Annotated in this window: 28 protein-coding genes; 20 read left to right on the top strand and 8 right to left on the bottom strand. The window is 65.4% G+C overall.

Translation table 11 applies throughout. The features are described from left to right. Nucleotides 1-40 precede the first annotated feature (40 nt). The 5 genes from V6R86_RS13710 (at nucleotide 41) to V6R86_RS13690 (ending at nucleotide 5,865) form a co-directional block, all read left to right on the top strand. Nucleotides 41-418, top strand: a complete 378-nt coding sequence (locus tag V6R86_RS13710; protein ID WP_338505308.1) for a hypothetical protein — start codon at nucleotides 41-43, stop codon at nucleotides 416-418. Between the two features lie 486 nt (nucleotides 419-904). Next, nucleotides 905-1,693: a sensor histidine kinase gene (locus V6R86_RS13705; RefSeq protein ID WP_338505306.1), complete on the top strand. Its 789-nt coding sequence runs from the start codon at nucleotides 905-907 to the stop codon at nucleotides 1,691-1,693. 255 nt (nucleotides 1,694-1,948) lie between these two features. After that, nucleotides 1,949-3,862 carry an alpha/beta hydrolase family protein gene (locus tag V6R86_RS13700; RefSeq protein WP_338505304.1) on the top strand — a complete coding sequence of 638 codons (1,914 nt, stop codon included), beginning with the start codon at nucleotides 1,949-1,951 and terminating at the stop codon, nucleotides 3,860-3,862. Between the two features lie 744 nt (nucleotides 3,863-4,606). Next, nucleotides 4,607-5,191, top strand: coding sequence for a fasciclin domain-containing protein (locus V6R86_RS13695; RefSeq protein ID WP_425335995.1), 585 nt, complete (start codon nucleotides 4,607-4,609; stop codon nucleotides 5,189-5,191). A gap of 176 nt (nucleotides 5,192-5,367) precedes the next feature. Then, nucleotides 5,368-5,865: an Hsp20 family protein gene (locus tag V6R86_RS13690; protein WP_338505303.1), complete on the top strand. Its 498-nt coding sequence runs from the start codon at nucleotides 5,368-5,370 to the stop codon at nucleotides 5,863-5,865. 69 nt (nucleotides 5,866-5,934) lie between these two features. On the opposite strand, the gene V6R86_RS13685 is transcribed toward V6R86_RS13690, so the two are convergent. Beyond that, nucleotides 5,935-6,684, bottom strand: a complete 750-nt coding sequence (locus tag V6R86_RS13685; RefSeq protein ID WP_338505301.1) for a GcrA family cell cycle regulator — start codon at nucleotides 6,682-6,684, stop codon at nucleotides 5,935-5,937. A gap of 99 nt (nucleotides 6,685-6,783) precedes the next feature. Between V6R86_RS13685 and V6R86_RS13680 the strand changes: the two genes are divergently transcribed. From V6R86_RS13680 to V6R86_RS13670, 3 genes are all read left to right on the top strand, one after another. Further along, the gene (locus V6R86_RS13680; RefSeq protein WP_338505506.1) at nucleotides 6,784-7,581 is read left to right on the top strand and encodes an ABC transporter permease; all 798 of its coding nucleotides are present in this window, start codon (nucleotides 6,784-6,786) and stop codon (nucleotides 7,579-7,581) included. 120 nt (nucleotides 7,582-7,701) lie between these two features. Next, entirely contained in the window at nucleotides 7,702-8,241 is a 540-nt protein-coding gene (locus V6R86_RS13675; RefSeq protein ID WP_338505299.1) for a hypothetical protein, read from the top strand. 107 nt (nucleotides 8,242-8,348) lie between these two features. Continuing rightward, entirely contained in the window at nucleotides 8,349-9,536 is a 1,188-nt protein-coding gene (locus V6R86_RS13670) for an aspartate aminotransferase family protein (protein ID WP_338505297.1), read from the top strand. Here V6R86_RS13670 and V6R86_RS13665 read toward each other — a convergent pair. The 3 genes from V6R86_RS13665 to V6R86_RS13655 form a co-directional block, all read right to left on the bottom strand. Next, nucleotides 9,533-10,024, bottom strand: coding sequence for an RES family NAD+ phosphorylase (locus tag V6R86_RS13665; protein ID WP_338505295.1), 492 nt, complete (start codon nucleotides 10,022-10,024; stop codon nucleotides 9,533-9,535). The genes V6R86_RS13670 and V6R86_RS13665 overlap by 4 nt on opposite strands. A 1-nt stretch (nucleotide 10,025) precedes the next feature. Then, nucleotides 10,026-10,376 carry a hypothetical protein gene (locus V6R86_RS13660; RefSeq protein ID WP_338505294.1) on the bottom strand — a complete coding sequence of 117 codons (351 nt, stop codon included), beginning with the start codon at nucleotides 10,374-10,376 and terminating at the stop codon, nucleotides 10,026-10,028. A gap of 71 nt (nucleotides 10,377-10,447) precedes the next feature. Further along, the gene (locus V6R86_RS13655; protein ID WP_338505292.1) at nucleotides 10,448-11,059 is read right to left on the bottom strand and encodes a YceI family protein; all 612 of its coding nucleotides are present in this window, start codon (nucleotides 11,057-11,059) and stop codon (nucleotides 10,448-10,450) included. A gap of 274 nt (nucleotides 11,060-11,333) precedes the next feature. Between V6R86_RS13655 and V6R86_RS13650 the strand changes: the two genes are divergently transcribed. The 6 genes from V6R86_RS13650 to queE all read left to right on the top strand — a co-directional run bounded on the left by V6R86_RS13650 (nucleotide 11,334) and on the right by queE (nucleotide 14,727). Continuing rightward, complete coding sequence (locus V6R86_RS13650; protein WP_168067087.1) at nucleotides 11,334-11,540, top strand: cold-shock protein; 207 nt, start codon at nucleotides 11,334-11,336, stop codon at nucleotides 11,538-11,540. A gap of 98 nt (nucleotides 11,541-11,638) precedes the next feature. After that, on the top strand, nucleotides 11,639-11,830 hold the full coding sequence (locus tag V6R86_RS13645; RefSeq protein ID WP_338505288.1) for a hypothetical protein: 192 nt from the start codon (nucleotides 11,639-11,641) through the stop codon (nucleotides 11,828-11,830). 68 nt (nucleotides 11,831-11,898) lie between these two features. Then, a complete protein-coding gene (locus V6R86_RS13640; protein ID WP_338505286.1) occupies nucleotides 11,899-12,792 on the top strand; it encodes an Hsp33 family molecular chaperone HslO in 894 nt (297 codons plus the stop codon). 25 nt (nucleotides 12,793-12,817) lie between these two features. Further along, complete coding sequence (locus V6R86_RS13635; protein ID WP_338505284.1) at nucleotides 12,818-13,219, top strand: DUF3617 domain-containing protein; 402 nt, start codon at nucleotides 12,818-12,820, stop codon at nucleotides 13,217-13,219. 198 nt (nucleotides 13,220-13,417) lie between these two features. Continuing rightward, nucleotides 13,418-14,104 (top strand): 7-cyano-7-deazaguanine synthase QueC, encoded by a 687-nt coding sequence (gene queC, locus V6R86_RS13630; protein ID WP_338505282.1) that lies wholly within the window; start codon nucleotides 13,418-13,420, stop codon nucleotides 14,102-14,104. Beyond that, nucleotides 14,101-14,727: a 7-carboxy-7-deazaguanine synthase gene (gene queE / locus V6R86_RS13625; protein WP_338505280.1), complete on the top strand. Its 627-nt coding sequence runs from the start codon at nucleotides 14,101-14,103 to the stop codon at nucleotides 14,725-14,727. The genes queC and queE overlap by 4 nt, the downstream gene beginning before the upstream one ends. A gap of 9 nt (nucleotides 14,728-14,736) precedes the next feature. Here queE and V6R86_RS13620 read toward each other — a convergent pair whose 3' ends face one another. From V6R86_RS13620 to lipB, 3 genes are all read right to left on the bottom strand, one after another. Further along, nucleotides 14,737-14,988, bottom strand: a complete 252-nt coding sequence (locus tag V6R86_RS13620; RefSeq protein WP_338505278.1) for a hypothetical protein — start codon at nucleotides 14,986-14,988, stop codon at nucleotides 14,737-14,739. A 109-nt stretch (nucleotides 14,989-15,097) separates the two neighbouring features. Then, on the bottom strand, nucleotides 15,098-15,361 hold the full coding sequence (locus tag V6R86_RS13615) for a hypothetical protein (protein ID WP_338505271.1): 264 nt from the start codon (nucleotides 15,359-15,361) through the stop codon (nucleotides 15,098-15,100). 75 nt (nucleotides 15,362-15,436) lie between these two features. Continuing rightward, a complete protein-coding gene (gene lipB / locus V6R86_RS13610; protein WP_338505268.1) occupies nucleotides 15,437-16,108 on the bottom strand; it encodes a lipoyl(octanoyl) transferase LipB in 672 nt (223 codons plus the stop codon). An 86-nt stretch (nucleotides 16,109-16,194) separates the two neighbouring features. Between lipB and V6R86_RS13605 the strand changes: the two genes are divergently transcribed. Further along, nucleotides 16,195-17,013 carry a hypothetical protein gene (locus tag V6R86_RS13605; protein ID WP_338505265.1) on the top strand — a complete coding sequence of 273 codons (819 nt, stop codon included), beginning with the start codon at nucleotides 16,195-16,197 and terminating at the stop codon, nucleotides 17,011-17,013. A 1-nt stretch (nucleotide 17,014) separates the two neighbouring features. On the opposite strand, the gene hemF is transcribed toward V6R86_RS13605, so the two are convergent. Then, on the bottom strand, nucleotides 17,015-17,860 hold the full coding sequence (gene hemF, locus V6R86_RS13600; protein ID WP_338505261.1) for an oxygen-dependent coproporphyrinogen oxidase: 846 nt from the start codon (nucleotides 17,858-17,860) through the stop codon (nucleotides 17,015-17,017). A gap of 209 nt (nucleotides 17,861-18,069) precedes the next feature. Between hemF and petA the strand changes: the two genes are divergently transcribed. The 5 genes from petA (at nucleotide 18,070) to V6R86_RS13575 (ending at nucleotide 21,973) form a co-directional block, all read left to right on the top strand. Beyond that, nucleotides 18,070-18,657, top strand: a complete 588-nt coding sequence (gene petA, locus V6R86_RS13595) for a ubiquinol-cytochrome c reductase iron-sulfur subunit (RefSeq protein WP_425335966.1) — start codon at nucleotides 18,070-18,072, stop codon at nucleotides 18,655-18,657. A gap of 11 nt (nucleotides 18,658-18,668) precedes the next feature. Then, entirely contained in the window at nucleotides 18,669-19,985 is a 1,317-nt protein-coding gene (locus V6R86_RS13590) for a cytochrome b (protein WP_338505258.1), read from the top strand. Nucleotides 19,986-20,001: 16 nt separating this feature from the next. Continuing rightward, nucleotides 20,002-20,937, top strand: coding sequence for a cytochrome c1 (locus tag V6R86_RS13585; RefSeq protein ID WP_338505255.1), 936 nt, complete (start codon nucleotides 20,002-20,004; stop codon nucleotides 20,935-20,937). Between the two features lie 80 nt (nucleotides 20,938-21,017). Then, a complete protein-coding gene (locus tag V6R86_RS13580) occupies nucleotides 21,018-21,551 on the top strand; it encodes an adenine phosphoribosyltransferase (protein WP_338505252.1) in 534 nt (177 codons plus the stop codon). Between the two features lie 68 nt (nucleotides 21,552-21,619). Beyond that, nucleotides 21,620-21,973, top strand: a complete 354-nt coding sequence (locus V6R86_RS13575; protein ID WP_338505249.1) for a hypothetical protein — start codon at nucleotides 21,620-21,622, stop codon at nucleotides 21,971-21,973. Nucleotide 21,974: the final 1 nt, after the last annotated feature.

Raw genomic sequence — 21,974 nt, 5'->3', positions numbered from 1 at the left:
CGAGGGCTTTGCGTCTAGACCGCATCAAAAGGGGTCAGCCATGCAGCGTATATTGAGTTCCGGCGCGTTCCTCGCGGTCTTGTTGAGTGCGGCGCCTGCCGACGCGCAGTCCATCGACGAGGATGTGCGCTGCCTGATCCTCGGCACCTTGTTTCAGAACACGGCCAAGGAACCGGCGGTGAAGCAGGCTGCCGCCGCGGTGACGCAATATTATCTCGGGCGGGTCAGCGCGCGGGTCCCGGCGGGTGCGTTGAAGGGCCGTTATCTGGCGCAGGCGAAGCTGATCAAGGCCGACCGGACCGGCCCGATGATGAATGCGTGTTTCAAGTCGCTGCAGGCGCAGGGCCGGGCGGTCGATGCCGTGCGGGTGGAGATCGGTCGCTCCCTGCCCAAGACGGGTGGCCCGGCCAAGAAGTAGGAAACGGGCCGGGATCGAGCCCGAGTGACGTCACCGGCGGTGGGGGCGTCGCTGTTTTCACGCAAAAACAAGGCTTTGCGCGTCGGGGCCGCATCCCTAATGTGCCGATGCTGCGAGCGGCGTGGTTGGGGGGCGAAGCTCGGTATGCCATTTTAGTTTTTCGAACGAAATGCGCCGTCGGTCTTCGACAGCGATTCGGCGCTGGTCACCTACCTGCTGCAAAGTCAGCCCGGCCTTGTCTTCATCAAAGACGAGAAGAGCCGGCTGGTTTATGCCAACGAGGCGTTTCTCAGCATCTACGCGCCCGAGCAGCGGGCCGTCATCATCGGCACCACCACCGTGGAAAGCTTCACCGCCGAGGAAGCTGCGCTGTTCCTCAGCGAGGATCGCGGGCGTTCCGCGAAGGCCATAGCGAAATGGTCGAGGAACTGACCGACTGGACCGGGCGCAAAATCTCGCTGCTGTCGCGCAAGGTCTGCGGTCACGATGGCCAACGGCGAAAAGAGGCTGGTGTGCTTTTCAACCGACATCACCGAACTGGCGGCGCGCGAACGCCGGCTGGTGCGATTGAACGCACAGCTCAAGGTCTACTCGTATAGCGTCGCGCACGACCTCAAGAATCCCATCGCGGCGATCATCGCCGGCCTGAATCTCATCGAACGCGACAGCGGCTCCGTTCTGAAAGAGCGTTCGACGATGGTGCTGAACTCGCTTCGCGCCAGTGCGACCGGGCTGGCCGGCTTCGTGTCGTCGCTGCTGAAAGCCGCCGCCGTCGAGACGCAGGAGCTGGCGTTCGAGCGCTACGACCTCAATCTCCTGCTGGAAGAAGTGCGCTTCAACCTGTCGGCCCTGATCGAAAGTTCCGATGCCGAGTTGCACGTCACCCGGCTGCCGATCCTGCTGATCGAACCGAACCTGCTTAGGCAGTTGTTCCAGAACCTCATCGAAAATTCGATCAAGCATGCCGGCGCCGATCGCCTGGTGGTGACCATTCACTACAAGGAGGCCGACGGCGAGCACGTCTTTTATGTCGGCGACAATGGCACCGGCATTCCGCCCAAGAAAAAGGATCTGGTGTTTTCGCAATTCTATAAGGGCGAGAGCAGCGACGGCATCGGTCTTGGCCTGGCGACCTGCCAGCGTATCGCGCATCTGCATGACGGGGTGCTCGAGCTGCACGACAAGATGGAGCAGGGGTGCTGCATGGTCCTGAGGTTGCCGAAGGATGATCCTGCGGCGCGGAGCAAGGTGTTCGCGCCGACACTGCTGGACTGATTGCGGTTCTATTCGGCTGATCGTTCGCGCGGGCGCAGGCGGTAACTTCGCCTGAGGGCCGGCAGGCAGTCATGGCGGACTCTCCAAGGCGGAACGGTCCGCGCATCCAGATTGCTGCGCGTATCATTACTTGAGATCCTGAGCGGATCTTCGTGGTTCCTTAAGATCGACCGTCCATGTCGCATCGATCTTGCGGGCTTCTCTTTGCCGGCATCTTGCGGCAGCTTGGCGCCGAGTTCCAAGGGGGATCATCTTATGCGTTGCGTGTTGCGGGCGTGCGTTCTGAGCTTGTTGTTTGCCAGCCAATGCCTGACCGCCCAGCCCGCGACGCGCCCGTCCATCGCCGATTTCGCCGAACCGCCCGTCGCCACCGGTGCCCGTCTGTCCGCGGACGGCAAGCTGCTGGCGGCCCGTTCGTGGCAGGGCGAGACAAGCCGCATCCTGATCTTCGATGCCGCCGACCCCGCCAAACCACCGGTCGCCATTCCGCTTGGCAAGGCCGACGTCACCTCCATCACCTGGGCGGGGCCCAGCCGGCTGCTGCTGCGGGTCCGCAAGTACACGCAGTTCCAGGGGGAAACCTATCCGATGACCCGGCTGGTCGTGGTCGATGTCGCGACCGGGCAAAGCCGGGTGGGCGATCCTTCCAACCAGGGCTTTCTCGGCGGCGACGTTCTGTACACCGATCCGGACGGGCGCACCGCCTTGGTCGCGAGCCAGGATTCGATCTACGATACGCCCGCGGTGAAGCGGGTGGACCTCGCCACCGGCAAGGCGACGATCGTGGAGAAGCCGCGGCCCGACGTGTGGGACTGGTATGCCGACAGCGACGGGGTGGTCCGCGCCGGCCTCGCCTACGACGAGCGGGCCTGGAAGCTGTTCTACCGCGATGCGGCGGGCGAACCGCTGCGGGTCATCAAGGGCAAGTTCGAAAAGGATTCCGATTCCAGCGTCGATCGCTTCACCTTCGGCCAGTCGGGTACCGGCACCATCGTCACCAACGAACGGACCGGCCGGTTCGGCGTCTACCGCTACGACTTCAAGACCGGCACCGTCGGCGAACCGATCTTCGAGGATCCCGAGGTCGATGTCACCGGCGTGTGGGGCGATCGCTGGTCGGGGGACGTCGACGGCATCGAGTATGAGAACGACCGCAAGCGCTTCCTGTGGCTCGATCCGGAGTTGAAGCGGATCCAGGCCAAGATCGACAAAGCACTGCCCGCCACGGTCAACGAGATCGTCTCCCGCTCGCGCGACGAATCCAAGCTGCTGATCTATGCGAGCAGCGCATCCGATCCCGGCGCCTATTTCCTGCTCGATCCCAAGACCTTGCGGATGAGCATGATCTATGCCCCGCTGGGCCGGATCAATCCGGATCAGATGTCGGCGACCACTCATCTTCGCTACGCCGCCCGCGACGGCCTCAGCATTCCGGCCTATCTGACCCTGCCAAAGGGTTCGGCGGGCAAGAACCTGCCGACCATCGTCATGCCCCATGGCGGGCCCTTCGTTCGCGACAGCTGGGAATATGACGCCTTTGTGCAGTTCCTCGCCAGCCGCGGCTATGCGGTGTTCCAGCCGCAGTTCCGCGGCTCCACCGGCTATGGCAAGAGCTTCGTCGAGAAGGGCTATGGCCAATGGGGCCGCGCCATGCAGGACGATCTCGATGACGGCCTCGACCACCTGATCAAGACGGGCGTCGCCGATCGGGCACGGGTGTGCATCGTGGGTGCGTCCTATGGCGGTTATGCCGCGTTGTGGGGGGCGATCCGCAATCCGGAGCGCTATCGCTGCGCGGCCAGTCTTGCCGGGGTCACCGACCTCGACGCGCAGCTCAAGGCCAATCGCAAAAGCTTCAGCGCGACCCGCTATTTCCGCGAGTGGAAGACCAAGGTCGCGGGCGAAGAGAAGATCGATCTCGCCACCGTGTCGCCGTTGCAGCAGGCGGGCCGGCTCAGGGTGCCGGTGCTGATCGGGCATGGCGAAAAGGACGAGGTCGTCCCCGTGCGCCAGGGCCGCGCGATGGTGCAGGCGCTGCAGGGCGGACGGGCCGACGTCACCTCCGTCTTCTACGCCAAATCAGAGCACAATCTCGAGGGCGAAGGCGACCTTGCCGATTACCTTGCCCGGCTCGAGGCGTTCCTGCACAAGCATAATCCGGCCGGCTGACGTTCGGCGGGTTGTGGGCCAGGGAGTTAGTTTCCGCTTTCGACCCATTTGCGGACAGCCAGGCCGAACGGCCGGGTTCGACCCATTGCTGACATTCAGCCGGTCTGAAATGCTGACAAGATGACCGACGGCGATTGTCACTGGAGCTTATCAAATCCGGGTCCGTAGCCGCTTTCCGTCTGGCTTGAGCCATGGGCTGACGAAGTAGAGGTTCCGGCCCGTTCAACGATCACCCTGACCGTCGTGGGCGGTATGCAGGACTGTTTAGTCAGTGAGGTGGAATGGTCTCCTGACCATCTCGTCGTGTGGGCAAGAGCGCCCATGATCGAGGCGCATGTTGATGGCGTCCTACAGCACACTGGGTCGGCAATAATTCCCGCCCCAAAAGAACTGACTAGAGCTATGCTCGAGGTCGTCTTCCGCAGGCAGCCATCTGCGCGGCTCGCTGGTCGGCCTTTTCCCACATCCAACCGCCGGTCGTGGTGGCAGCGGGCACGGCGCGTGTTTAAGCTATGACCGGCGTGCAACGATCAGCCCCAAGGCAGCAATATCTTGCTCCGCTTCTAATGTCCGCTTTCCACCCATTGCTGATATTCGCGAGCGGCGTCCCTGGCGAGGGGGATGCCGGCCTTCGCAGGGTGGCGGACAGCGGGCACGCGTGCCGCCGGCTGCATCCGCTGCCGCGCCTGCTCCGTAGCTTCCCCTGACGGCGACGAGGCCGAACGGGAGATTGATACGATGACGATGTCGAAACTGGCGATGCTGAGTGTGATGGCGGCGGCGCTTCCGCTGGGAGCGTGCATGACGATGGCCGATGATGGATCGATGGCCTCGATGCAGTCCGCGCAGACGGTCACCGTCGGCGGGGCGCCGATGTATGCATCGCGCAACATCATCGAGAATGCGGTGAATTCGGCCGATCACACCACGCTGGTCGCGGCGGTCAAGGCGGCGGGGCTGGTCGATACGCTGTCGGGCCCGGGGCCCTTCACCGTGTTCGCGCCGACCAACGCCGCCTTTGCCGCGCTTCCGGCGGGCACGGTCGACATGCTGCTCAAGCCCGAGAACAAGGCGATGCTGCAGACCGTGCTGACCTATCATGTCGTGCCCGGCCGGGTCACCGCCGCCGATCTGATGCAGCAGATCCGCGCCGGCGGCGGCAGTGCGCGCCTGACCACCGTGCAGGGCGGCACGCTGACCGCGCGGATGCAGGGCAACAATATCGTGCTGGTCGATGCCAAGGGCGGCACCGCCACCGTGACGCAGGCCGACGTGATGCAGTCGAACGGCGTCATTCATGTCACCAACGCGGTCTCGCTTCCGGGCTGAGCCGCGCCGGGTGCCGGCCCGGCCTTCCTCCTGACGGGTCGGCACCCCTTGAAACTGCAAAATTGCCTTCCAAAATTCTCGTTGCCGGACGCCTCAATAAGGGTCCGGTGACGGGCCGGGGGCTTGTCGCTCTTTCGGTCCGCCTTGTTGCTCACTCAAGCAAAGGAGGACAAGAAATGCGTAGTGCGTTCGATTTCACGCCCTTCCGGCGCAGCGCCGTGGGGTTCGACCGGTTGTTCGACATGCTGGAAAGCAGCGCCGCATCCGGAGCGGGCGAAAATTATCCGCCATTCGATCTCATCCGGACCAGTGAGCATGAGTATCGTATCGAGCTTGCGGTGGCCGGGTTCCGGCGGGACGAGATCGAGATCACCAGCCATCAGAACGTGCTGATCATCCGCGGCCGCAAGGGCGAGGAAAGCAGCGCCGATTATATTCACCGCGGGATTGCCACCCGCAGCTTCGAGCGGCGCTTTGCGCTGGCGGATCATGTCAATGTGACCGGCGCGGCGCTTGCCGATGGCATGCTTGCGCTGACGCTCACGCGCGAAATCCCCGAGGCGATGAAGCCGCGGCGGATCGAGATCGGCGGCGCGGCGAGCGCTCCGCAGCATGACCGGATCGAGGCAAAGGCCGAGCCTGCGACCGAGGAACGGTCGCCCGAAAGCGTCTGATCTCAGTTGAAAAAAGGGCTCCGGAGGCAGATGCTTCCGGAGCCCATTTGTCGTTCGGTAAAGCCCGGATCAGCGAACCCGCGGACCGCCATAAGGCAGCGGCGGGGGCGGGCGGCGGTCGCGGCGGGGGAGCTGGGCCTGATAGGCGACGCCGCAATGCTGGACGCAATATGGATAGCCGGGATTGGCCTGCTGCCCGCAGAAATGAAAGTCGGGCTCACCCGGGTGGCCGAGCGGCCATTTGCAGATGCGATCGTTCAATTCGAGCAGGCCGGTCTTGTCCGCCATTTCGGGCGATGGCTTGGCCGGAACGAGGCGGCGCGGCGGGGCGGGCGGGATCGGCGGCTGCTGGTCGCCGGGGCCTTGGCGAACGAAGCCGCCCGGACCGATCGAGCGATACACCATGACCGGCTCGCCGGCCTTGCCGGAAGCGGGAGCGGGCGCGGCCGCAGCAGCAGCGGGCGCGGCGGCGGCAGGAGCTGCCGCGGCGGCGGGGGCCGGGGCGGGCTTCAGCTCATCCTCGGGCATCGGCGCGGCGGCTTCGAGAATGGCGGCGATGGGCGGCTTTTCGCGCACCCGCGACGGGGTCGCGCGCTCGGTCACCGGGGCAGCGGCGGCAGGGGTCGCGGCGGCTGAGGGAGCCGTCTTGTCCTCACCCGCCTTGACCGGCGACGGGCGCGAATCGAGGCCGAGGCGATGGGCCTTGCCGATCACCGCGTTGCGGCTGACCCCGCCAAGTTCCTCGGCGATGGCGCTGGCGGTCTTGCCCTCGGCCCACATGGCCTTCAGCCGATCGATGCGTTCGTCAGTCCAGCTCATTCTTGTTCCGTCGCTTTGCTTGTTCGGGTTAACCGTTGCCGTTCCAGCCCGCAGCCGATAGGCGCTGAAGGCGTGAACGACCAGCCCTCATCCCTTCGCATGATCCCAGGCCAGGCCCGTCTGACGGGCGTCAACTGGGGCGGGCTTCGGACTCTCTATGTCAAGGAAGTGCGCCGGTTTTTCAAGGTGCAGACCCAGACGGTGTGGGCGCCGGCGGTCACCACCCTCCTGTTTCTGGTGATCTTTTCGGTCGCTTTGGGGGGCGCCAAGCGCGAAGTCATGGGGGTGCCGTTCCCGAGCTTCATCGCGCCCGGCCTGATCATCATGGCGATGATCCAGAACGCGTTCGCCAATTCGAGCTTTTCGCTGCTGGTCGGCAAGATCCAGGGGACGATCGTCGATTATCTGATGCCGCCGCTGTCGGTCGGCGAGCTGATCGCCGGGCTGGTCGGGGCATCGGTGACCCGCGCGATCCTGGTCGGTTGCGCGGTGTGGCTGGCGATGGCGCTGTGGCCGGGCGTCGATGTGACGGTGCGGCATCCGCTGAGCCTGATCTGGTTCGGGCTGATGGGCTCGCTGCTGCTCAGTTTCCTCGGCCTCATCACCTCGATCTGGGCGGAGAAGTTCGATCATGCCGCGGCAGTGACCAATTTCGTGGTCGCGCCCTTGTCGCTGCTGTCCGGCACCTTTTATTCGGTCGAGGCGCTGAGCCCGCTGTTCCGGGCGATCAGCCATGCCAATCCGTTCTTCTACGTCATCTCGGGCTTCCGCCACGGGTTCCTCAGCGAAGCCGATTCGCCGATCCTGTTCGGGGCCGGGCTGCTGCTGGCGTTGAACCTGGCGCTGTTCGCCCTCTGCTACGGGCTGCTGAAGAGCGGGTGGAAGATCAAGAACTAGGCTTTTCAGCCACTTGGTCGTTTCGGTGCGTGAACGAGAGATAACCGCGGTGTTCAGCCTGCGGAATTGGGGCGGCGCGTAGAACCTCCTTCATCAAGCCTCGATGAGGGAGAAGACACGATGAAGAAGTTCCTGTTCGCCGCCGCCGGTCTTTCGATCCTCGGCGCCGCCGCTCCGGCCGCCGCCCAGGGTTACTATGGTCAGCAGCCGGGCTATTATCAGCAGTACGGTTATGGCCAGCCGGGTTATGGCTATGGCTATCAGAACCAGCGCCAGTTGACCGCGGTCTATCTGCAGCGCGCCGACCAGCTTCGCCGTCAGGTCGAGCGGTTCGACAACCGCGACCGGATCAGCGAGCGTGAGGCCCGCCGCCTGCGTGCCCAGGCGATCGACCTGCAGAACCGCACGCGTGCCTTTGCCCGCAACGGCATCGACCCGCGTGAGCAGCGCGATCTCGACCTGCGCTTTGCCCAGTTGCAGCAGCGGATCGCCTATCAGGCCCGCGACGGCAACAACCGCTACGGCAATGGCTGGGGCCAGGGCTATGGCGGCGGGCGTGATCGCGACCGGGATGGCGTCCGCGACGGCCGCGACGGCTGGGTCGACAACAACCGCAACGGCATCGACGATCGCCGCGAGGGTTATCCCTACCGCCGCTAAAGGCTGAGGCGGAGGGTTCAAACTTTCCGCCGCCCGGCTATAGAGAGGGCGCGGCTCCACGCACGGGGCCGCGCCCTTTTTCTTGTCCGTTCTTCAGGAGCCGTTTCATGGCCATCACGCCGCTTATGCCCGTCTATCCGCGCTGCGAGGTGCGGCCGGTCCGAGGCGAGGGCGTGTGGCTGATCGGCGAGGGCGGCGAGCGTTATCTCGATTTCGCCAGCGGCATTGCGGTGAACTTGCTTGGCCACAGTCATCCGCATCTGATCGGCGCGATCCAGAAGCAGACCGAAACCCTGATACATGTGTCGAACCTTTACGGGTCGCCGCAGGGCGAGGCGTTGGCGCAGCGGCTGGTCGACCTGACCTTTGCCGACACGGTATTCTTCACCAATTCGGGCGCCGAGGCGGTGGAATGCGCGATCAAGACCGCGCGGCGGTATCATCATGCGGCGGGCAATCCGCATAAGAACAAGCTGATCACCTTTTCGAACGCCTTTCACGGGCGGACGATGGCGACGATCTCGGCCACCGATCAGCTCAAGCTGCGCGACGGGTTCGCGCCGTTGCTCGAGGGCTTCGAGGTGGTGGCGTTCGATGATCTGGACGCGGCGCTGGCGGCGATCGACGACACGACCGCCGGCTTCCTGGTTGAGCCGGTGCAGGGCGAGGGCGGTATTCGCCCGGCTTCGCAGGAATTCATGAAGGGCCTGCGCACGGCGTGCGACGAGCATGATCTGATGCTGGTGCTGGACGAAGTGCAGTGCGGCGTGGCGCGGACGGGCAGCCTCTATGCTTACGAGCAGTACGGGATCGAGCCGGACATTCTGGCCACCGCCAAGGGCATCGGTGGCGGCTTCCCGCTCGGCGCTTGCCTTGCCACCGAAAAGGCCGCGAGCGGGATGGTGATCGGGACGCATGGCTCAACCTATGGCGGCAATCCGCTGGCGATGGCGGCGGGCAATGCGGTGCTCGACGTCGTGGCCAACCCTGAGTTCCTGGCGCAGGTGCGCGAGACCGGCCAGCGGCTGCGCGCGGCGCTGGAGCAGATGATCCCCAACCACGACGGCCTGTTCGAAAGCGTGCGGGGCATGGGCCTGATGCTCGGCATCAAGATGAAGACCGACAGCCGCGCCTTCGTCGGTTACCTGCGCACCCGCGGTATCCTGACGGTGGCGGCGGGCGACAATGTGGTGCGCGTGCTGCCGCCGCTGATCATCGACGACAATGACATCCGCGCGTTCGTAGATGGGCTGAGCGCGGCGTCGGCGGACTATGAGGTGCCGCAGGCGGCCTAAGCCAGCCGCGCTTCATCGTCGATGACGGTGAGGCGGGCGCCGTTGCCGGTCCAGCGCCACAGGACGATGTTAAGATCGTGCGCGTCCGCGCCGCGGGCGAAGCTTCGGACGAGGAGGCCGGGGTGGCCGGCGGCGATCAGCGCCAGGGCGAAGTCCTGCGTCGCGGCGCGGCCGCCCCTGCGCATCGCTTGGCGCCAGGCGGGATCGGCGAGGGTGTCGGCGGTCATGCCGAAATCAGCCAGCGCGGCCGTGTCGCGGCAGTCGAACAGGTTGGTCAACGTGGCGCGATAGGCGACCAGCGTGGTGGGCTGGAGGTCGCCGACCTGATTGGCCTCGCGGATGGCGGTGGCGATGGACAGCGCGGTGTAGAGCGCCGGAGTGCCCTTGGGATTGAAGCGACCGCCGAAGCGAGCGGCACCTTCGCCCGACAGCGGCTGGCGGGCGTAGAGCGGGTTCAGGGAGCGGTAGAGTAGCCCGTCGAAATCCACCTCAGGCGAACACCCCGGCGTCGACCGCATCGATGTAGGCGAGGACGTCGCCCGCGCGGCCTTGCTGGACCAGGGTCATCGCGGTCTGGTTGGCGAAGCCCGCGAGCGGTTCGGAGCGATACCAGGCGAACGCCATGAGGGGCGAGCCGAAGCGCGGTTCGACCTTGTTCAGGATCTCGATCATCTCGCGCAGGCGGCCTTGGGTCCGGGCGGACTTCAACCGCTCACGGCGCTGCACCGCGTCGCGGGCGAGACCGGCCGATGCCGCCACTTCCTGGCTGGTGGTGCGCAGCAGATCGGCAATCTTCGCGGGGGCAAACAGCCCTCCTTCGGCATATTGCGCTAGGCTCATGCGCCACCTCCTTTGACGCAATATAGCGTCAGTTCGCGTGGGAACAAGGAGGTGGCGGGTTGGAGCCGAGCTTACTTTTCGAAGGCGGCGGTGATCTCGAGGTTCACGTCGTCCGAGACGTTGGGCACCGCGTAGCCCAGGTTGAAGTCGCTGCGCTTCAGCTTGGCGGTGGCGGAGAAGCCGACGGTTTGTTTCTTGTTCATCGGGTTGGCGCCGGTGCCGTGGAGGCGGGCGGCGAGGGTCAAGGGCTTGGTGATGCCGCGCAGGGTGAGGTCGCCAAGGATGGTGGCCTGGTTACCGCGCACAGACACGCTGCGCGAGACGAAGCGGGCGGTCGGGAATTGCGCGACGTCGAAGAGGTCGGCGGTGGCGAGATGCTTGGCGAAACCGGGCGAGGTGACGGTAAGGCCCGACAAGGGGATGTCGATCGCGACCTTGGCGGCGGCGGGCCGGGCGGGGTCGATGTCGAGCGTCCCGCTCATCGAGCCGACCATGCCGTAGAGGCGCGAAAAGCCGAAGTGATCGACCGACCAGACCACCTGCGTATGGTTGGGATCGACCTTGTAGCTGCCGGCCTGGACCTTGGCGGGAGCGGCGGTGGCGGCCGGCGCCTTGGGCTGAGCGGCGAGGGCGGTTGTTCCGGCGAGGGCAAGGGCGGCGAGAAGGGCGAGGCTCTTGGTCATGGGATCGAGGCTCCTGTTGGGCGGTATGGATAAATGACCTTGTCACTGCGCGTGCCCGGGCGATCAGGCAAGAAGGCACAGGCTTGTGCCTCGGACCCGTAGCGCGCCGGTGGCCCCGAGGTTGTAATTTTTGCCGATTGGGCGCATATGGACAGGGCTATCAGTCGCAAGTTTTGACGGTCTACGGCGCTTTGCGGCTCCTTTTTCCTTCTCTCCTCGCTGCTCCTAGCGTGCTGCCCGGCACTCGGGTGGCGCTACGAGAAGGACTACCAAAATGATTACCGGAACCGTCAAATTCTTCAACGCCGACAAGGGCTATGGCTTTATCTCGCCCGAGGACGGAAGCGGCGACGCTTTTGTTCACATTTCGGCGGTGGAAGCAGCCGGCATGCGCACGCTCGATCGCGACCAGAAGGTCCAGTACGAGCTGCAGAGCGGCCGCGACGGCCGCGCGAGCGCAGTGAACCTGCAGAGCGCCTGACGCCAATTTTTGGGAGCGGCCCGCCTGCGTGATGGCGTGGCGGGCCGCTTCCCGATTTTTCGCCGCAACCCCCTAGCCCCGAAGGAAGACAGCCCCCGATGTCCACCCTCCAATTCTATGCTGAGCGCGCCGCCGAATGCCGCCGCGATGCCGCCGCAGCCAATCTCGAAAATGTGAAGCGCCGCAATCTCGAAGCCGCCGAGGCGTGGGAAGCCATGGCCAACCGGCTGGAGCGCACCAATGCGCACCGTGACGCCAACGAAGCCGCCCGCGAGGCGCGCGCCGTCTGAGACGGTGCCCGGCGTCCGTATCGGATTGACCGGTTGAGGTCGGGGGAGGGGGTTCCTATCTCCTTCCCATGACCCCTGACATCACTAATCTCGATTCCGCGCTTGGCGTGACCGTGCCGGCGCGCCACGCCCGTGGCCGGGCCGCCCGGATCGGCCCCTCGCTCGACGCCATCCTGTCCGCGCACAATTATCCCCCGCCGATCGAACGAATGCTGGCCGAAGCGCTGGTGCTGACCGCGCTGCTGGGCTCGCTCCTGAAGGATCCGGGCGGGCAACTGACGCTTCAGGCGCAGACGCAGGGCGGAGTCGTCGACCTGCTGGTCTGCGACTACAAGGGCGGCGAATTGCGCGGCTATGTCCGGCACGATCCGGTGAAGCTGGCCGACGCGGCGCATGCACCGACGCTCAAGACCCTGTTCGGCGAGGGCTATCTGGCAATTACCTTCGACCAGCCGGCGACCGACGAGCGTTATCAGGGCATCGTGCCGCTGGAAGGCGAAAGCCTGGCCGTCGCCGCGCAAAGCTATTTCGCCCAGTCCGAGCAGATCCCGTCGATCGTCCGCCTGGCCGCCGAGAAAAAGGCGGATGGCTGGGTGGCGGGCGGAATCCTGTTCCAGCATCTGCCCGAGGGCGAGGAAGGGCGCGAACGGCTACACACCCGGCTCGACAATCCCGAGTGGGACCATGTCGCGGTGCTGGCGGGCTCGGTAAAGGCCGAGGAATTGACCGACGAAAACCTGCCGCTCGACGGGCTGGTGTGGCGCCTATTCCACGAGGAAGAGGAGGTCCGTGTGCTGGCCGGCGCGGCGCTGAGCCGCGGCTGCCGCTGCGATCCCGATTATGTTCGCTCGGTTATCGCCCGCTTTCCGGAAGAGGAGCGCGAGGAGATGAAGGACGAGGAAGGCGTGATCCGGGTCAATTGCGAATTCTGTTCGACCAGCTTCCCGCTGTCGTTCGATTAAGGGCGGGCGTTTTAGAATGACCGCGATGAGAAGAGTCGCGCCTTTCGTGCTGCTGCTGTCGGCCGCCGCCGTGGCGCAGCCGGCGCAGGCGCCGAGCGTGCTTCCGGGGGTCGAGCCGGGCCTGTGGGAAGTGAGCCGCGATGCGACCGGCAATGGGGCGCGGCGGGGCTGCCTGAAGGACTTAACGCTGCTTGCTACCTATGCGCATGCCGGCGACCGCTGCCAGCGCACGATCCTTGTCAATTCGCCGCGGCGACTGCTGATGAGTCTCGAATGCGGGCAAGGCGAATTCGGGCGGTCGGAGATTACCGTGACGACGCCGCGTTCGCTCAAACTCGACACGCAGGGCTTCCGTAGGGGCGAGCCGTACGACTTTTCGGTTTATGCGCGGCGTGTCGGGGAATGTCCTCTTTCGTCAGGTCGTTAAGGCGTCGTTTAACCATAAGCGGATATAGAGGTGGCTGTGCCTGACCGATTGGAATGGCACGCTTTCCTCCCTGACGGGCCATCGCGCCCGAACCTGGGCCGCCTTTCGGGGCGGCCCTTCTTTTTTCGGCGTCCGCCGTTCGGGGCGGGCTTTCATTTTTTGCCTTTCGGAGAGCCTCGTCCTATGGGCGCGCGCGCCATGACCGACCCCCGTCCCATCGCCATTGTCCTGCTTTCGGGCGGGCTTGATTCCATGGTCTGCGCCGCGCTGGCGCGGGAGCGAGGCTTTTCGGTCTCGGCGCTGACGATCGATTACGGGCAGCGCCACCGAGTGGAATTGGAGGCGGCCAAGCGGATCGCCGCCGATCTGGCCGACCGGCACGTCATCCTGCCGATGGACCTGCGCGCATTCGGCGGGTCGGCGCTGACAAGCGATGTGGCGGTGCCCAAGGACGGCGTGGGCGAAGGCATTCCGGTAACCTATGTGCCGGCGCGCAACACGATTTTCCTGAGCCTCGCGCTCGGCCTTGCCGAGGCAAGCGGGGCGTGCGACCTGTTCGTAGGGGTCAATGCGCTCGACTATTCGGGCTATCCCGATTGCCGCCCCGATTTTGTCGCGGCGTTCGAGCGGCTGGCCAATCTCGCCACCAAGGCGGGGGTGGAAGGCGATCCCTTCACCATTCACGCGCCGTTGCAGGACATGACCAAGGCCGAGATCGCGCGCGAAGCGGCGCGGCTGGGGCTCGACGCGGGGCAGAGCCATAGTTGCTATGATCCAGGCGCCGACGGCGGCGCGTGCGGGACGTGCGATGCGTGCCGGCTGCGCGCGATGGGGTTCGAGCAGGCCGGGCTGCCCGACCCGACCCGCTACGCCGCCGCCCCATGACCTATGCGGTGAAGGAATGCTTCCTGACGCTGCAGGGTGAAGGCGTGCAGGCGGGGAGCCGCGCGGTTTTCTTGCGCTTTGCCGGGTGCAATCTGTGGAGCGGGCGCGAGCAGGATCGCGCCACCGCCCAGTGCCGGTTCTGCGATACCGATTTCGTCGGGACGGACGGGGTGAACGGCGGCAAGTTCAGGACCGCCGACGCGCTGGCCGATCAGGTCGAGCGCTTGTGGGGCGCTGGCGCCGAGCAGCGGCTGGTGGTGGTGACGGGGGGCGAGCCGATGCTTCAGCTCGACACCGCGCTGATCGATGCGCTGCACGCGCGAGGGTTTCGGGTCGCGGTGGAAAGCAACGGGACGCTGCCGGTGGTGGCGGGAATCGACTGGCTGTGCATCAGTCCCAAGGCCGGGACCGAGGTGGTGCAGCGGGCCGGCGACGAATTGAAGCTGGTGTGGCCGCAGGAGGGGATCGATCCGGCGGCGCTGGAAGGCTGGGACTTCGGCCATTTCCTGGTCCAGCCGATGGATGGGCCGGAGGGGTCGGTCGAAGCCGCGATCGCGCTGGCGATGGCCCGGCCGCGCTGGCGGCTCAGTCTTCAGGCGCACAAAGTGGTGGGCCTGGCCTGACCTTTGTCGTCAGGCTTCGTTGTCGCTCGAGTTGTTGCCGGCGCTGTTGTTGCCCTCCTCGTCGAGCGCGGGCGGGGCCATGTCGTTCGCCATTTGCGCATCGTCGGCGGTGGCGGCGTCGATTGCGGTGACGTCGCCGGCGACCACGTTCTCCTGTTCGAGCCCGCTGTCGCTGACGGCTTCGTTAACGGTGGCGGGCTGCTTGTCGCCGCAGGCCGCAAGAAGCAGCAGGGCGGCGAGCGGAGGGGCAAGGCGGATCATGCACACTGGGCTAGCGGCTTTACCGCCAACAGAAAAGGGGCCGCCGGCGTGATGCCAACGGCCCCTTTCCGTGAGAACTCCGGGTTCCGCAAAGGATCCCGGAAGCGACTTACATCGCGTTGTTCATCATCATGTTGCCGTCGTTCGACATCATGTTGGTGTCGTTCATCATCATGTTGCTGTCGGCAGCCATGTTGCTGTCCATGGTCATGTTCGAGTCCATGGTCATGTTGGCGTCCATGGCGTTCATGTCGGCGACGGCGTTGGTGTCGACGGCCATGTTCTCTTCCATGGCGGTGTTGTTGGCGGCTTCATTGCTGCTGCAAGCCGACAGAGCGAGGGCCGCGGTGGCGACCAGGATCAGAGCACGCATTCGAATCACTCCCTAGAAAATTCGATCTGGCGTGGCTGTCCCACGTCGCAAATCACCGCGCTGTGTAGTGAAAGGTCAGCCATCCGCCAAGAGGGGGATCGAAGGACCTAGTTTGGCGAGGAATTCGGGCAGCCGCTTTTCGAGCGCGTGATCGACGTCGGCAAGCGTGGCGGCGACCCCCAGGGCAGCCAGGCTGGTCACGCCGTGAGTGGCGATCCCGCACGGCACGATGCCGCCGAAGTGCGACAGGTCGGGATCGACGTTGATCGAAAAGCCGTGCAGCGTGACCCAGCGTTTCACCCGCACCCCGATGGCGCCGATCTTGGCTTCGGATGGGCCGCTGCCGGTCCAGATCCCGATTCGCCCTTCCGAGCGATGGGCGGCGACGCCGAGGTCGGCGAGGGTATCGATCACCCAGCCTTCGAGCGCATGTACGAAGCAGCGGATGTCCTTGCCGCGTTTGGCGAGGTCGAGGGTCAGATAGCCGACCCGCTGGCCCGGTCCGTGATAGGTATAGCGCCCGCCGCGCCCGGCTTCGAACACCGGAAAGCCTTGCGGATTGAACAGTTCGGCCGGGTCCGCGCTGGTGCCGGCGGTGAACAGGGGTGCGTGTTCGAGCAGCCATACGCGCTCGCCCGCTTCGCCCGCGCGGACGGCGGCGGCGCGGGCGTCCATGTCGGCGAGCGCTTGTTCGTAGGGGACGAGGTCGTGGCTGACCCGCCATTCGATGCCTTTCACGGTGCGCATGGGATCCCCAAGCCATGAAAAGTGGCCAAGGGGCAAGAGGGCGGCTAAGCCCCGCTCATTGGAAGCCAAGCAGGGTGGGACGCGGAATGAAGCTGTCGATCGGTCAGGCGTGGGACGAGGCGCGCGGCGTGTTCCGGGCCGACGGCGGGGCGATCTTCGCCGTTGCGCTGGCCTTGACGGTGGTGCCGGGCGCGATCCTCGAGACCTTTGTGCCGAGCAGTACGCGGACCGCGGACACGCATTGGGCGATCGGCTTGTTCGGCCTGATCGCGGCGCTGCTGAGCCTCACCAGCCAGATCGCGGTGAGCCGAATCGCGCTCGGCCATCCGTCCACCGTCGGCGGCGCGCTGGCGCACGCGTTCCGGCGGATGCCGTCGCTGCTCGGCGCGCTGATGCTGGCGATCCTGCCGTTTGCGCTGGCGATCAGCGTGCTGAGCATGTCGGCGGGCGTGACTCAGACGCTGGCCCCGGAGACCGTACCGGCACCGGTGCTTGCAGCGATGTTGATCCTGATCCTGGCGATGCTATTCGTGCTGGTGCGATTGGCCTTCATGACCCCGCTGGCGGCGGACTCCGACTTCGGTCCGATCAATCTCCTCAAGCAGACCTGGGCCAAGACCCGTGGGCACTTCCTCAAATTGTTAGGGCTGATCGTGCTGCTGATGGTGGTCGGCTTTCTGCTGCTCGGCGGGCTTGGCGGCGCCTTGTCGGCGGCGATCATCCTGGCGTTCGGCGCGATCGAGCCGGGCAGCCTCAGCGCAGCGCTGGTGGCGCTGATTCAGCAATTGCTGGCTGCCGCCGTGTCGGTATTGTTCGTGGTGGTCGCCTGCCGCCTGTATCTGCAGGCGACTGGCGGCGGCGAGGCCAATGTATCGGTGCCCCACGCGGGGCACGGCGAGGGCTAGGTCAGCTCCACTTTGCCAGCGGGGGCAGGCTCATCAGGATGGCGTCGACGTTGCCGCCGGTCTTGAGGCCGAAGATCGTGCCCCGGTCGTAGAGCAGGTTGAATTCGGCATAGCGGCCGCGAAACTCGAGCAGGCGGTTCATGTCGGCCTCGTCGAACGGTGTGTCCATGCGGGCGCGGACGATCTGCGGATAAGCGGCGAGAAAGGCTTCGCCGACGTCGCGGGTGAAGGCGAAATTGTCGGCGAAATCGCCTTCCAGTCGGTCGTAGAAAATTCCGCCTACCCCGCGCGCGACCTTGCGGTGGGGAAGCCAGAAATAGTCTTCGCACCATTTGGAATAGCGCTCGTAATAGTCGGCGCCGTGGGCATCGCAGGCGGCTTTCAGCGCGGCGTGAAAGCTTTGCGTATCTTGCGGGTAGGGAATCGCCGGGTTGAGGTCGGCGCCGCCCCCGAACCAGCGGCGGGCGGTGCACAGGAAGCGGGTGTTCATATGTACCGCGGGGACGTGCGGGTTGGCCATGTGCGCGACGAGGCTGATCCCGGTGGCGAAAAAGCGATTGCCGTTTTCGCTGGAGCCGGGAATCGACTTTGCGAATTCCTCGGTAAAGGTGCCGCCGACGGTAGAGACGTTGACGCCGACCTTTTCGAACACGCAGCCCTTCATGACGCCCCGAACGCCGCCGCCGCCCGGCTCGCCCGACGGATCTTCGCGATCCCACGGGGTGTATTCGAAGGAGGCGTCGGAGCCGGCTTCGCGCTCGATCGCTTCGAACTCGGCGCAGATTCGATTGCGCAGAGATTCGAACCAGGCGCGGGCGGCGGATTGTTGCTCGTCGAGGGCTTGCATGGCGCGCGTGGCTAGCCGGTCGGGGGGCGCTCGCCAAGAAACGAGATCACACCCCTTGGTCGTTTCGGCATTGAAGCGTCCATTGCACCCTTGAGGAGAGATGAACGCCCCGCTATCAGGCGCGGCGATTAGCCCGTTCCGCGTCGCCGGGGCGGCTTCACGTCATGCTCCCGTTTAGGGCGCCAACAAGCGAGCTCAAGGACCCGTTGATGGCCACCGTTGAACAAACCCAGCCGCGGATGCCCGGCGAGCCGACCCCGGCCGAAGCGGGCGATCCGGGCGTTCGCCGCCGCGATTTCATCAACATTGCCGCGGTGAGCTTTGCAGGCGTCGGCGCGGCGACCGCCGTGGCGCCGCTCCTGATGCAGGCCAGCCCCTCGGCCGACGTGCTCGCGCTGTCGTCGATCGAGGTCGACATCTCCAAGATCCAGCCGGGCCAGGGCATCAAGACCAGCTGGCGCAAGCAGCCGGTGTTCATCAAGCAGCTGACCCCGGCCGAAATCCAGGCTGCCAATGCGGTGCAGCTGAGCGAACTGCGCGATCCGCAGTCGCTCGCCGACCGCACCAAACCCGGCAAGAATCAGTGGTTGATCACGCTCGGCGTCTGCACCCACCTCGGCTGCGTGCCGCTCGGCATCGGCGAGGGGGAGACCAAGGGCGATTACGGCGGATATTTCTGCCCGTGCCACGGCTCGCACTACGACACGGCCGCACGCATCCGTAAGGGTCCGGCGCCGCTCAATCTCGTTGTGCCCGACTTTGAATTTGCTAGCGACACCGTTGTCCGGATCGGTTGAGGACTGACACCATGAGCTTTGCCTGGGCCAAGCCCTACGAACCCACCTCGCCGTTCATGAAGTGGATGGACCAGCGTCTGCCGGTCCCGCGCCTCGTTTATGGCGCCATCGGCGGCGGTTATCCCGTGCCGCGCAACCTCAACTATTTCTGGAACTTCGGCGTCCTCGCGGGGCTCGCGCTGATGATCCAGATCATCACCGGCATCGTGCTGGCGATGCATTATTACAGCTTTACCGGAGGCGCGTTCGACAGCGTCGAGCGCATCATGCGCGACGTGCCGGCGGGCTGGGTGCTGCGCTACGTTCACCAGAACGGCGCGAGCTTCTTCTTCGCCATCGTCTACATCCACATCTTCCGCGGGCTTTATTACGGTTCGTACAAGGCGCCGCGCGAGATGGTGTGGCTGCTGGGCCTCGTCATCTACCTTCTGATGATGGCGACCGCCTTCATGGGCTACGTCCTCCCCTGGGGCCAGATGAGCTACTGGGGCGCGCAGGTCATCACCGGCTTCTTCTCGGCCATTCCGGTGGTCGGCGAGCCGCTGCGCGTGTTCATTCTCGGCGGCTATGCCCCCGACCAGGCCGCGCTGACCCGCTTCTTCTCGCTCCACTATCTGCTGCCGTTCGTGATCGCGGGCGTCACCATATTGAAGATCTGGGCGCTTCACATCCCGGGGTCGTCGAACCCGACGGGCGTGGACGTCAAGAACGAGAAGGACACGCTGCCTTTCCACCCGTTCTACACGGCGAAGGACGGCTTCGGCATCGGCGTCGCGCTGATCATCTTCGCGCTGGTGGTCTATTTCTTCCCGTACAGCCTCGGCCACCCCGACAACTACATCGAGGCGAACCCGCTGGTGACCCCGGCGCACATCGTCCCCGAATGGTATTTCTGGCCGTTCTACGCGATCCTGCGCGCCTTCACCGTCGACTTCATCCTGCCCGCCAAGCTGTGGGGCGTGCTGGCGATGTTCGGCTCGATCCTGCTGTTGTTCTTCCTGACTTGGCTGGACCGCTCGCCGATCCGTTCGACCAGCTACCGCCCGGTCTACAAGATCTTCTTCTGGGTGCTGGTGGCGGACATCATGGTCCTCGGCCTGTGCGGCGTCATGCCGGCGGAGCAGCCGTGGATCGCGCTGAGCCAGATCTGCGCGGCTTATTATTTCGCGCACTTCCTGATCATCCTGCCGCTCGTCTCGAAGTTCGAGAAGCCGCGGCCGCTCCCCAACAGCATCTCCGAAAGCGTGCTGCACGGTGAAAAGGCGGAAAGCCGGCCCTATGGCCTGGCTCCGTCGGGTTCGACCACCGCGCCGCAGCCGGCCGAATAAGAAAGACATCAGACCCATGGTCCGCATCATCGGTTTCTTCGTCGGCGCAGGGTTCGTTTTCGTCCTGCTCTGGTCGCTGGTCGTCAACGGCTTGGATTATTTCCGCAATCCACCCGAGCACGCCGCTTATTATTACTTCCACAAGGACCCGCGCGACGCGGAGCTTCCTTCGGACGGCATGATGGGCAAGTTCGACCGCCAGCAGCTGCAACGCGGCTTCCAGGTCTACAAGGAAGTGTGCGCGGCCTGCCATGGCATGAAGTACGTCAGTTTTTACCAGCTGACCGACCTTGGCTATTCGGAAGCCGAAGTGAAGGCGATCGCCAATCAGTGGGCGATCGAGGTGCCGTCGGTGAATCCCGATACGGGTGAAGCGGCGACCCGCAAGGCGCTGGTGTCCGACCGCTTCCCCTCGCCGTATCCGAACGAGACGGCGGCGCGTGCGGCCAACAACAATGCCTATCCGCCCGATCTCAGCCTGATCACCGAAGCCCGGCACGACGGCGCGAACTACGTTTACTCGCTGCTGACCGGCTATGCGAACGCCGACACCTACCGCAATGCGGAAGGCAAGCCGGTGCCGAACGATGCGAAGCCGCCGCAGGGACTGCACTTCAACCCGTATTTCGCCAACCTCAACATCGCCATGCCGGCGCCGCTCGTGTCCGATGGGCAGGTGACTTATGCCGACGGCACCAAGGCGACCGTCGATCAGATGGCCAAGGACGTGTCGGCGTTCCTGGTCTGGACGGCCGAGCCGACCCTTGAGGCGCGTCATCGTGCGGGCTGGGCGGTGCTGGTGTTCCTGCTGATCGCCACGGTGCTGGCCTACATGGCGTATCGCAACATCTGGGCGAATGCGAAGCGCCAGGTATCGATCCGCGGCCCGCTGGACCCCGAGTTCCGCGAGCGGATGGACGAGGCCAAGGCCGACAGCGGCATCGCTGGCTAGGCCCTCCGCCACCGGCTTTCAAAAGAAAGGCCCTCGTCCGCGTGACGGGGGCCTTTCTTCTTTGGAAAGAGACACAAGCGATGACCCGAGACGAATTGCAGAGCCTGGTGCGGACCATCCCGGATCATCCCAAGCCCGGGATCCTGTTTCGCGACGTGACGACCTTACTGCTTCATGCGGAAGGCTTTGCGGCGGCGATCGATCATCTGGCCGACACCGTGGACGGGCGCCCCGATCTCGTCGCAGGAATGGAAGCGCGCGGTTTCGTCGTCGCCACTGCGCTGGCGCTGAAGCTGGGCGCCGGGCTGCTGCTGATCCGCAAGGACGGCAAGCTGCCCGGCGCCACCATCGCCGAGGATTACGCGCTGGAATATGGGACCGACCGGCTGGCGATGCACGTCGACGCCTGCGCGCCGGGTGCCACGGTGCTGCTGGCCGACGATCTGATCGCCACCGGCGGAACCGCGCTGGCCGCGGCGCGGCTGGTGCGCAGGGCGGGCGGGGTGGTGACCGGCGCGCGATTCCTGATTGACCTGCCTGATCTCGGCGGCGCGGCCAGTCTCGAGGCCGAGGGCGTGGCGACGCAGAGCCTGCTGGCGTTTCCCGGACACTGAGACGGCTTTCCGACCAGCGCTGAAGGGTTGCGGTTCGGGTTCGCCGAGCCATATGGAAGGGCAGGATCATGACCCTCTCGGACTCCAGCCGGCCAGCCGCGCACCGCAGCCTCGCGCTGCTGCTTGCCCTGTTCTACGGGATCCTGACGGGTGCCACCCTATCACCCGTACCGGTCGAAGCGCAGCCGCACGCTGCCTCGGCCTTTGCCAAGCGCCTCGTCATCGCGCCTGCCGGGAACGACGGCCGCGCGGCGATCAAGAACCAGCGGCACGATCCCGATCCCGTCATTCTCCCGCCGTTCGCCAGCGAGGTCAGGACGAGTGTCCTGCGTCCCGTCGGCGAGCAGGCTCTTGTCTCCCGCCGTGTCGACGCCGTCGCCGGCGGCGCGCCGTATCGCGCCAGGGCACCTCCAGCCGCCTGAT

The sequence above is a fragment of the Sphingomonas kaistensis genome (assembly GCF_036884275.1).
GTDB classification, from domain to species: Bacteria; Pseudomonadota; Alphaproteobacteria; order Sphingomonadales; family Sphingomonadaceae; genus Sphingomicrobium; species Sphingomicrobium kaistense_A.
The sequence above is the reverse complement of the archived record's forward strand: the minus strand, read 5'-3'. Positions and strand labels throughout refer to the sequence as shown.

What these genes read in the sequence shown, in the direction of transcription:
- V6R86_RS13680 (WP_338505506.1), top strand. Translation starts at nt 6,784, where the DNA reads ATGATCCCAGGCCAGGCCCGTCTGACGGGCGTCAACTGGGGCGGGCTT.
- V6R86_RS13585 (WP_338505255.1), top strand. Translation starts at nt 20,002, where the DNA reads ATGGTCCGCATCATCGGTTTCTTCGTCGGCGCAGGGTTCGTTTTCGTC.
- V6R86_RS13635 (WP_338505284.1), top strand. Translation starts at nt 12,818, where the DNA reads ATGAGAAGAGTCGCGCCTTTCGTGCTGCTGCTGTCGGCCGCCGCCGTG.
- V6R86_RS13645 (WP_338505288.1), top strand. Translation starts at nt 11,639, where the DNA reads ATGTCCACCCTCCAATTCTATGCTGAGCGCGCCGCCGAATGCCGCCGC.
- V6R86_RS13575 (WP_338505249.1), top strand. Translation starts at nt 21,620, where the DNA reads ATGACCCTCTCGGACTCCAGCCGGCCAGCCGCGCACCGCAGCCTCGCG.
- V6R86_RS13670 (WP_338505297.1), top strand. Translation starts at nt 8,349, where the DNA reads ATGGCCATCACGCCGCTTATGCCCGTCTATCCGCGCTGCGAGGTGCGG.
- V6R86_RS13710 (WP_338505308.1), top strand. Translation starts at nt 41, where the DNA reads ATGCAGCGTATATTGAGTTCCGGCGCGTTCCTCGCGGTCTTGTTGAGT.
- queC (WP_338505282.1), top strand. Translation starts at nt 13,418, where the DNA reads ATGACCGACCCCCGTCCCATCGCCATTGTCCTGCTTTCGGGCGGGCTT.
- V6R86_RS13700 (WP_338505304.1), top strand. Translation starts at nt 1,949, where the DNA reads ATGCGTTGCGTGTTGCGGGCGTGCGTTCTGAGCTTGTTGTTTGCCAGC.
- V6R86_RS13640 (WP_338505286.1), top strand. Translation starts at nt 11,899, where the DNA reads ATGACCCCTGACATCACTAATCTCGATTCCGCGCTTGGCGTGACCGTG.
- queE (WP_338505280.1), top strand. Translation starts at nt 14,101, where the DNA reads ATGACCTATGCGGTGAAGGAATGCTTCCTGACGCTGCAGGGTGAAGGC.
- V6R86_RS13605 (WP_338505265.1), top strand. Translation starts at nt 16,195, where the DNA reads ATGAAGCTGTCGATCGGTCAGGCGTGGGACGAGGCGCGCGGCGTGTTC.
- V6R86_RS13690 (WP_338505303.1), top strand. Translation starts at nt 5,368, where the DNA reads ATGCGTAGTGCGTTCGATTTCACGCCCTTCCGGCGCAGCGCCGTGGGG.
- V6R86_RS13620 (WP_338505278.1), bottom strand. Translation starts at nt 14,988, where the DNA reads ATGATCCGCCTTGCCCCTCCGCTCGCCGCCCTGCTGCTTCTTGCGGCC.
- lipB (WP_338505268.1), bottom strand. Translation starts at nt 16,108, where the DNA reads ATGCGCACCGTGAAAGGCATCGAATGGCGGGTCAGCCACGACCTCGTC.
- V6R86_RS13650 (WP_168067087.1), top strand. Translation starts at nt 11,334, where the DNA reads ATGATTACCGGAACCGTCAAATTCTTCAACGCCGACAAGGGCTATGGC.
- V6R86_RS13590 (WP_338505258.1), top strand. Translation starts at nt 18,669, where the DNA reads ATGAGCTTTGCCTGGGCCAAGCCCTACGAACCCACCTCGCCGTTCATG.
- V6R86_RS13615 (WP_338505271.1), bottom strand. Translation starts at nt 15,361, where the DNA reads ATGCGTGCTCTGATCCTGGTCGCCACCGCGGCCCTCGCTCTGTCGGCT.
- petA (WP_425335966.1), top strand. Translation starts at nt 18,070, where the DNA reads ATGGCCACCGTTGAACAAACCCAGCCGCGGATGCCCGGCGAGCCGACC.
- V6R86_RS13675 (WP_338505299.1), top strand. Translation starts at nt 7,702, where the DNA reads ATGAAGAAGTTCCTGTTCGCCGCCGCCGGTCTTTCGATCCTCGGCGCC.
- V6R86_RS13705 (WP_338505306.1), top strand. Translation starts at nt 905, where the DNA reads ATGGCCAACGGCGAAAAGAGGCTGGTGTGCTTTTCAACCGACATCACC.
- V6R86_RS13580 (WP_338505252.1), top strand. Translation starts at nt 21,018, where the DNA reads ATGACCCGAGACGAATTGCAGAGCCTGGTGCGGACCATCCCGGATCAT.
- V6R86_RS13695 (WP_425335995.1), top strand. Translation starts at nt 4,607, where the DNA reads ATGTCGAAACTGGCGATGCTGAGTGTGATGGCGGCGGCGCTTCCGCTG.
- V6R86_RS13655 (WP_338505292.1), bottom strand. Translation starts at nt 11,059, where the DNA reads ATGACCAAGAGCCTCGCCCTTCTCGCCGCCCTTGCCCTCGCCGGAACA.
- hemF (WP_338505261.1), bottom strand. Translation starts at nt 17,860, where the DNA reads ATGCAAGCCCTCGACGAGCAACAATCCGCCGCCCGCGCCTGGTTCGAA.
- V6R86_RS13685 (WP_338505301.1), bottom strand. Translation starts at nt 6,684, where the DNA reads ATGAGCTGGACTGACGAACGCATCGATCGGCTGAAGGCCATGTGGGCC.
- V6R86_RS13660 (WP_338505294.1), bottom strand. Translation starts at nt 10,376, where the DNA reads ATGAGCCTAGCGCAATATGCCGAAGGAGGGCTGTTTGCCCCCGCGAAG.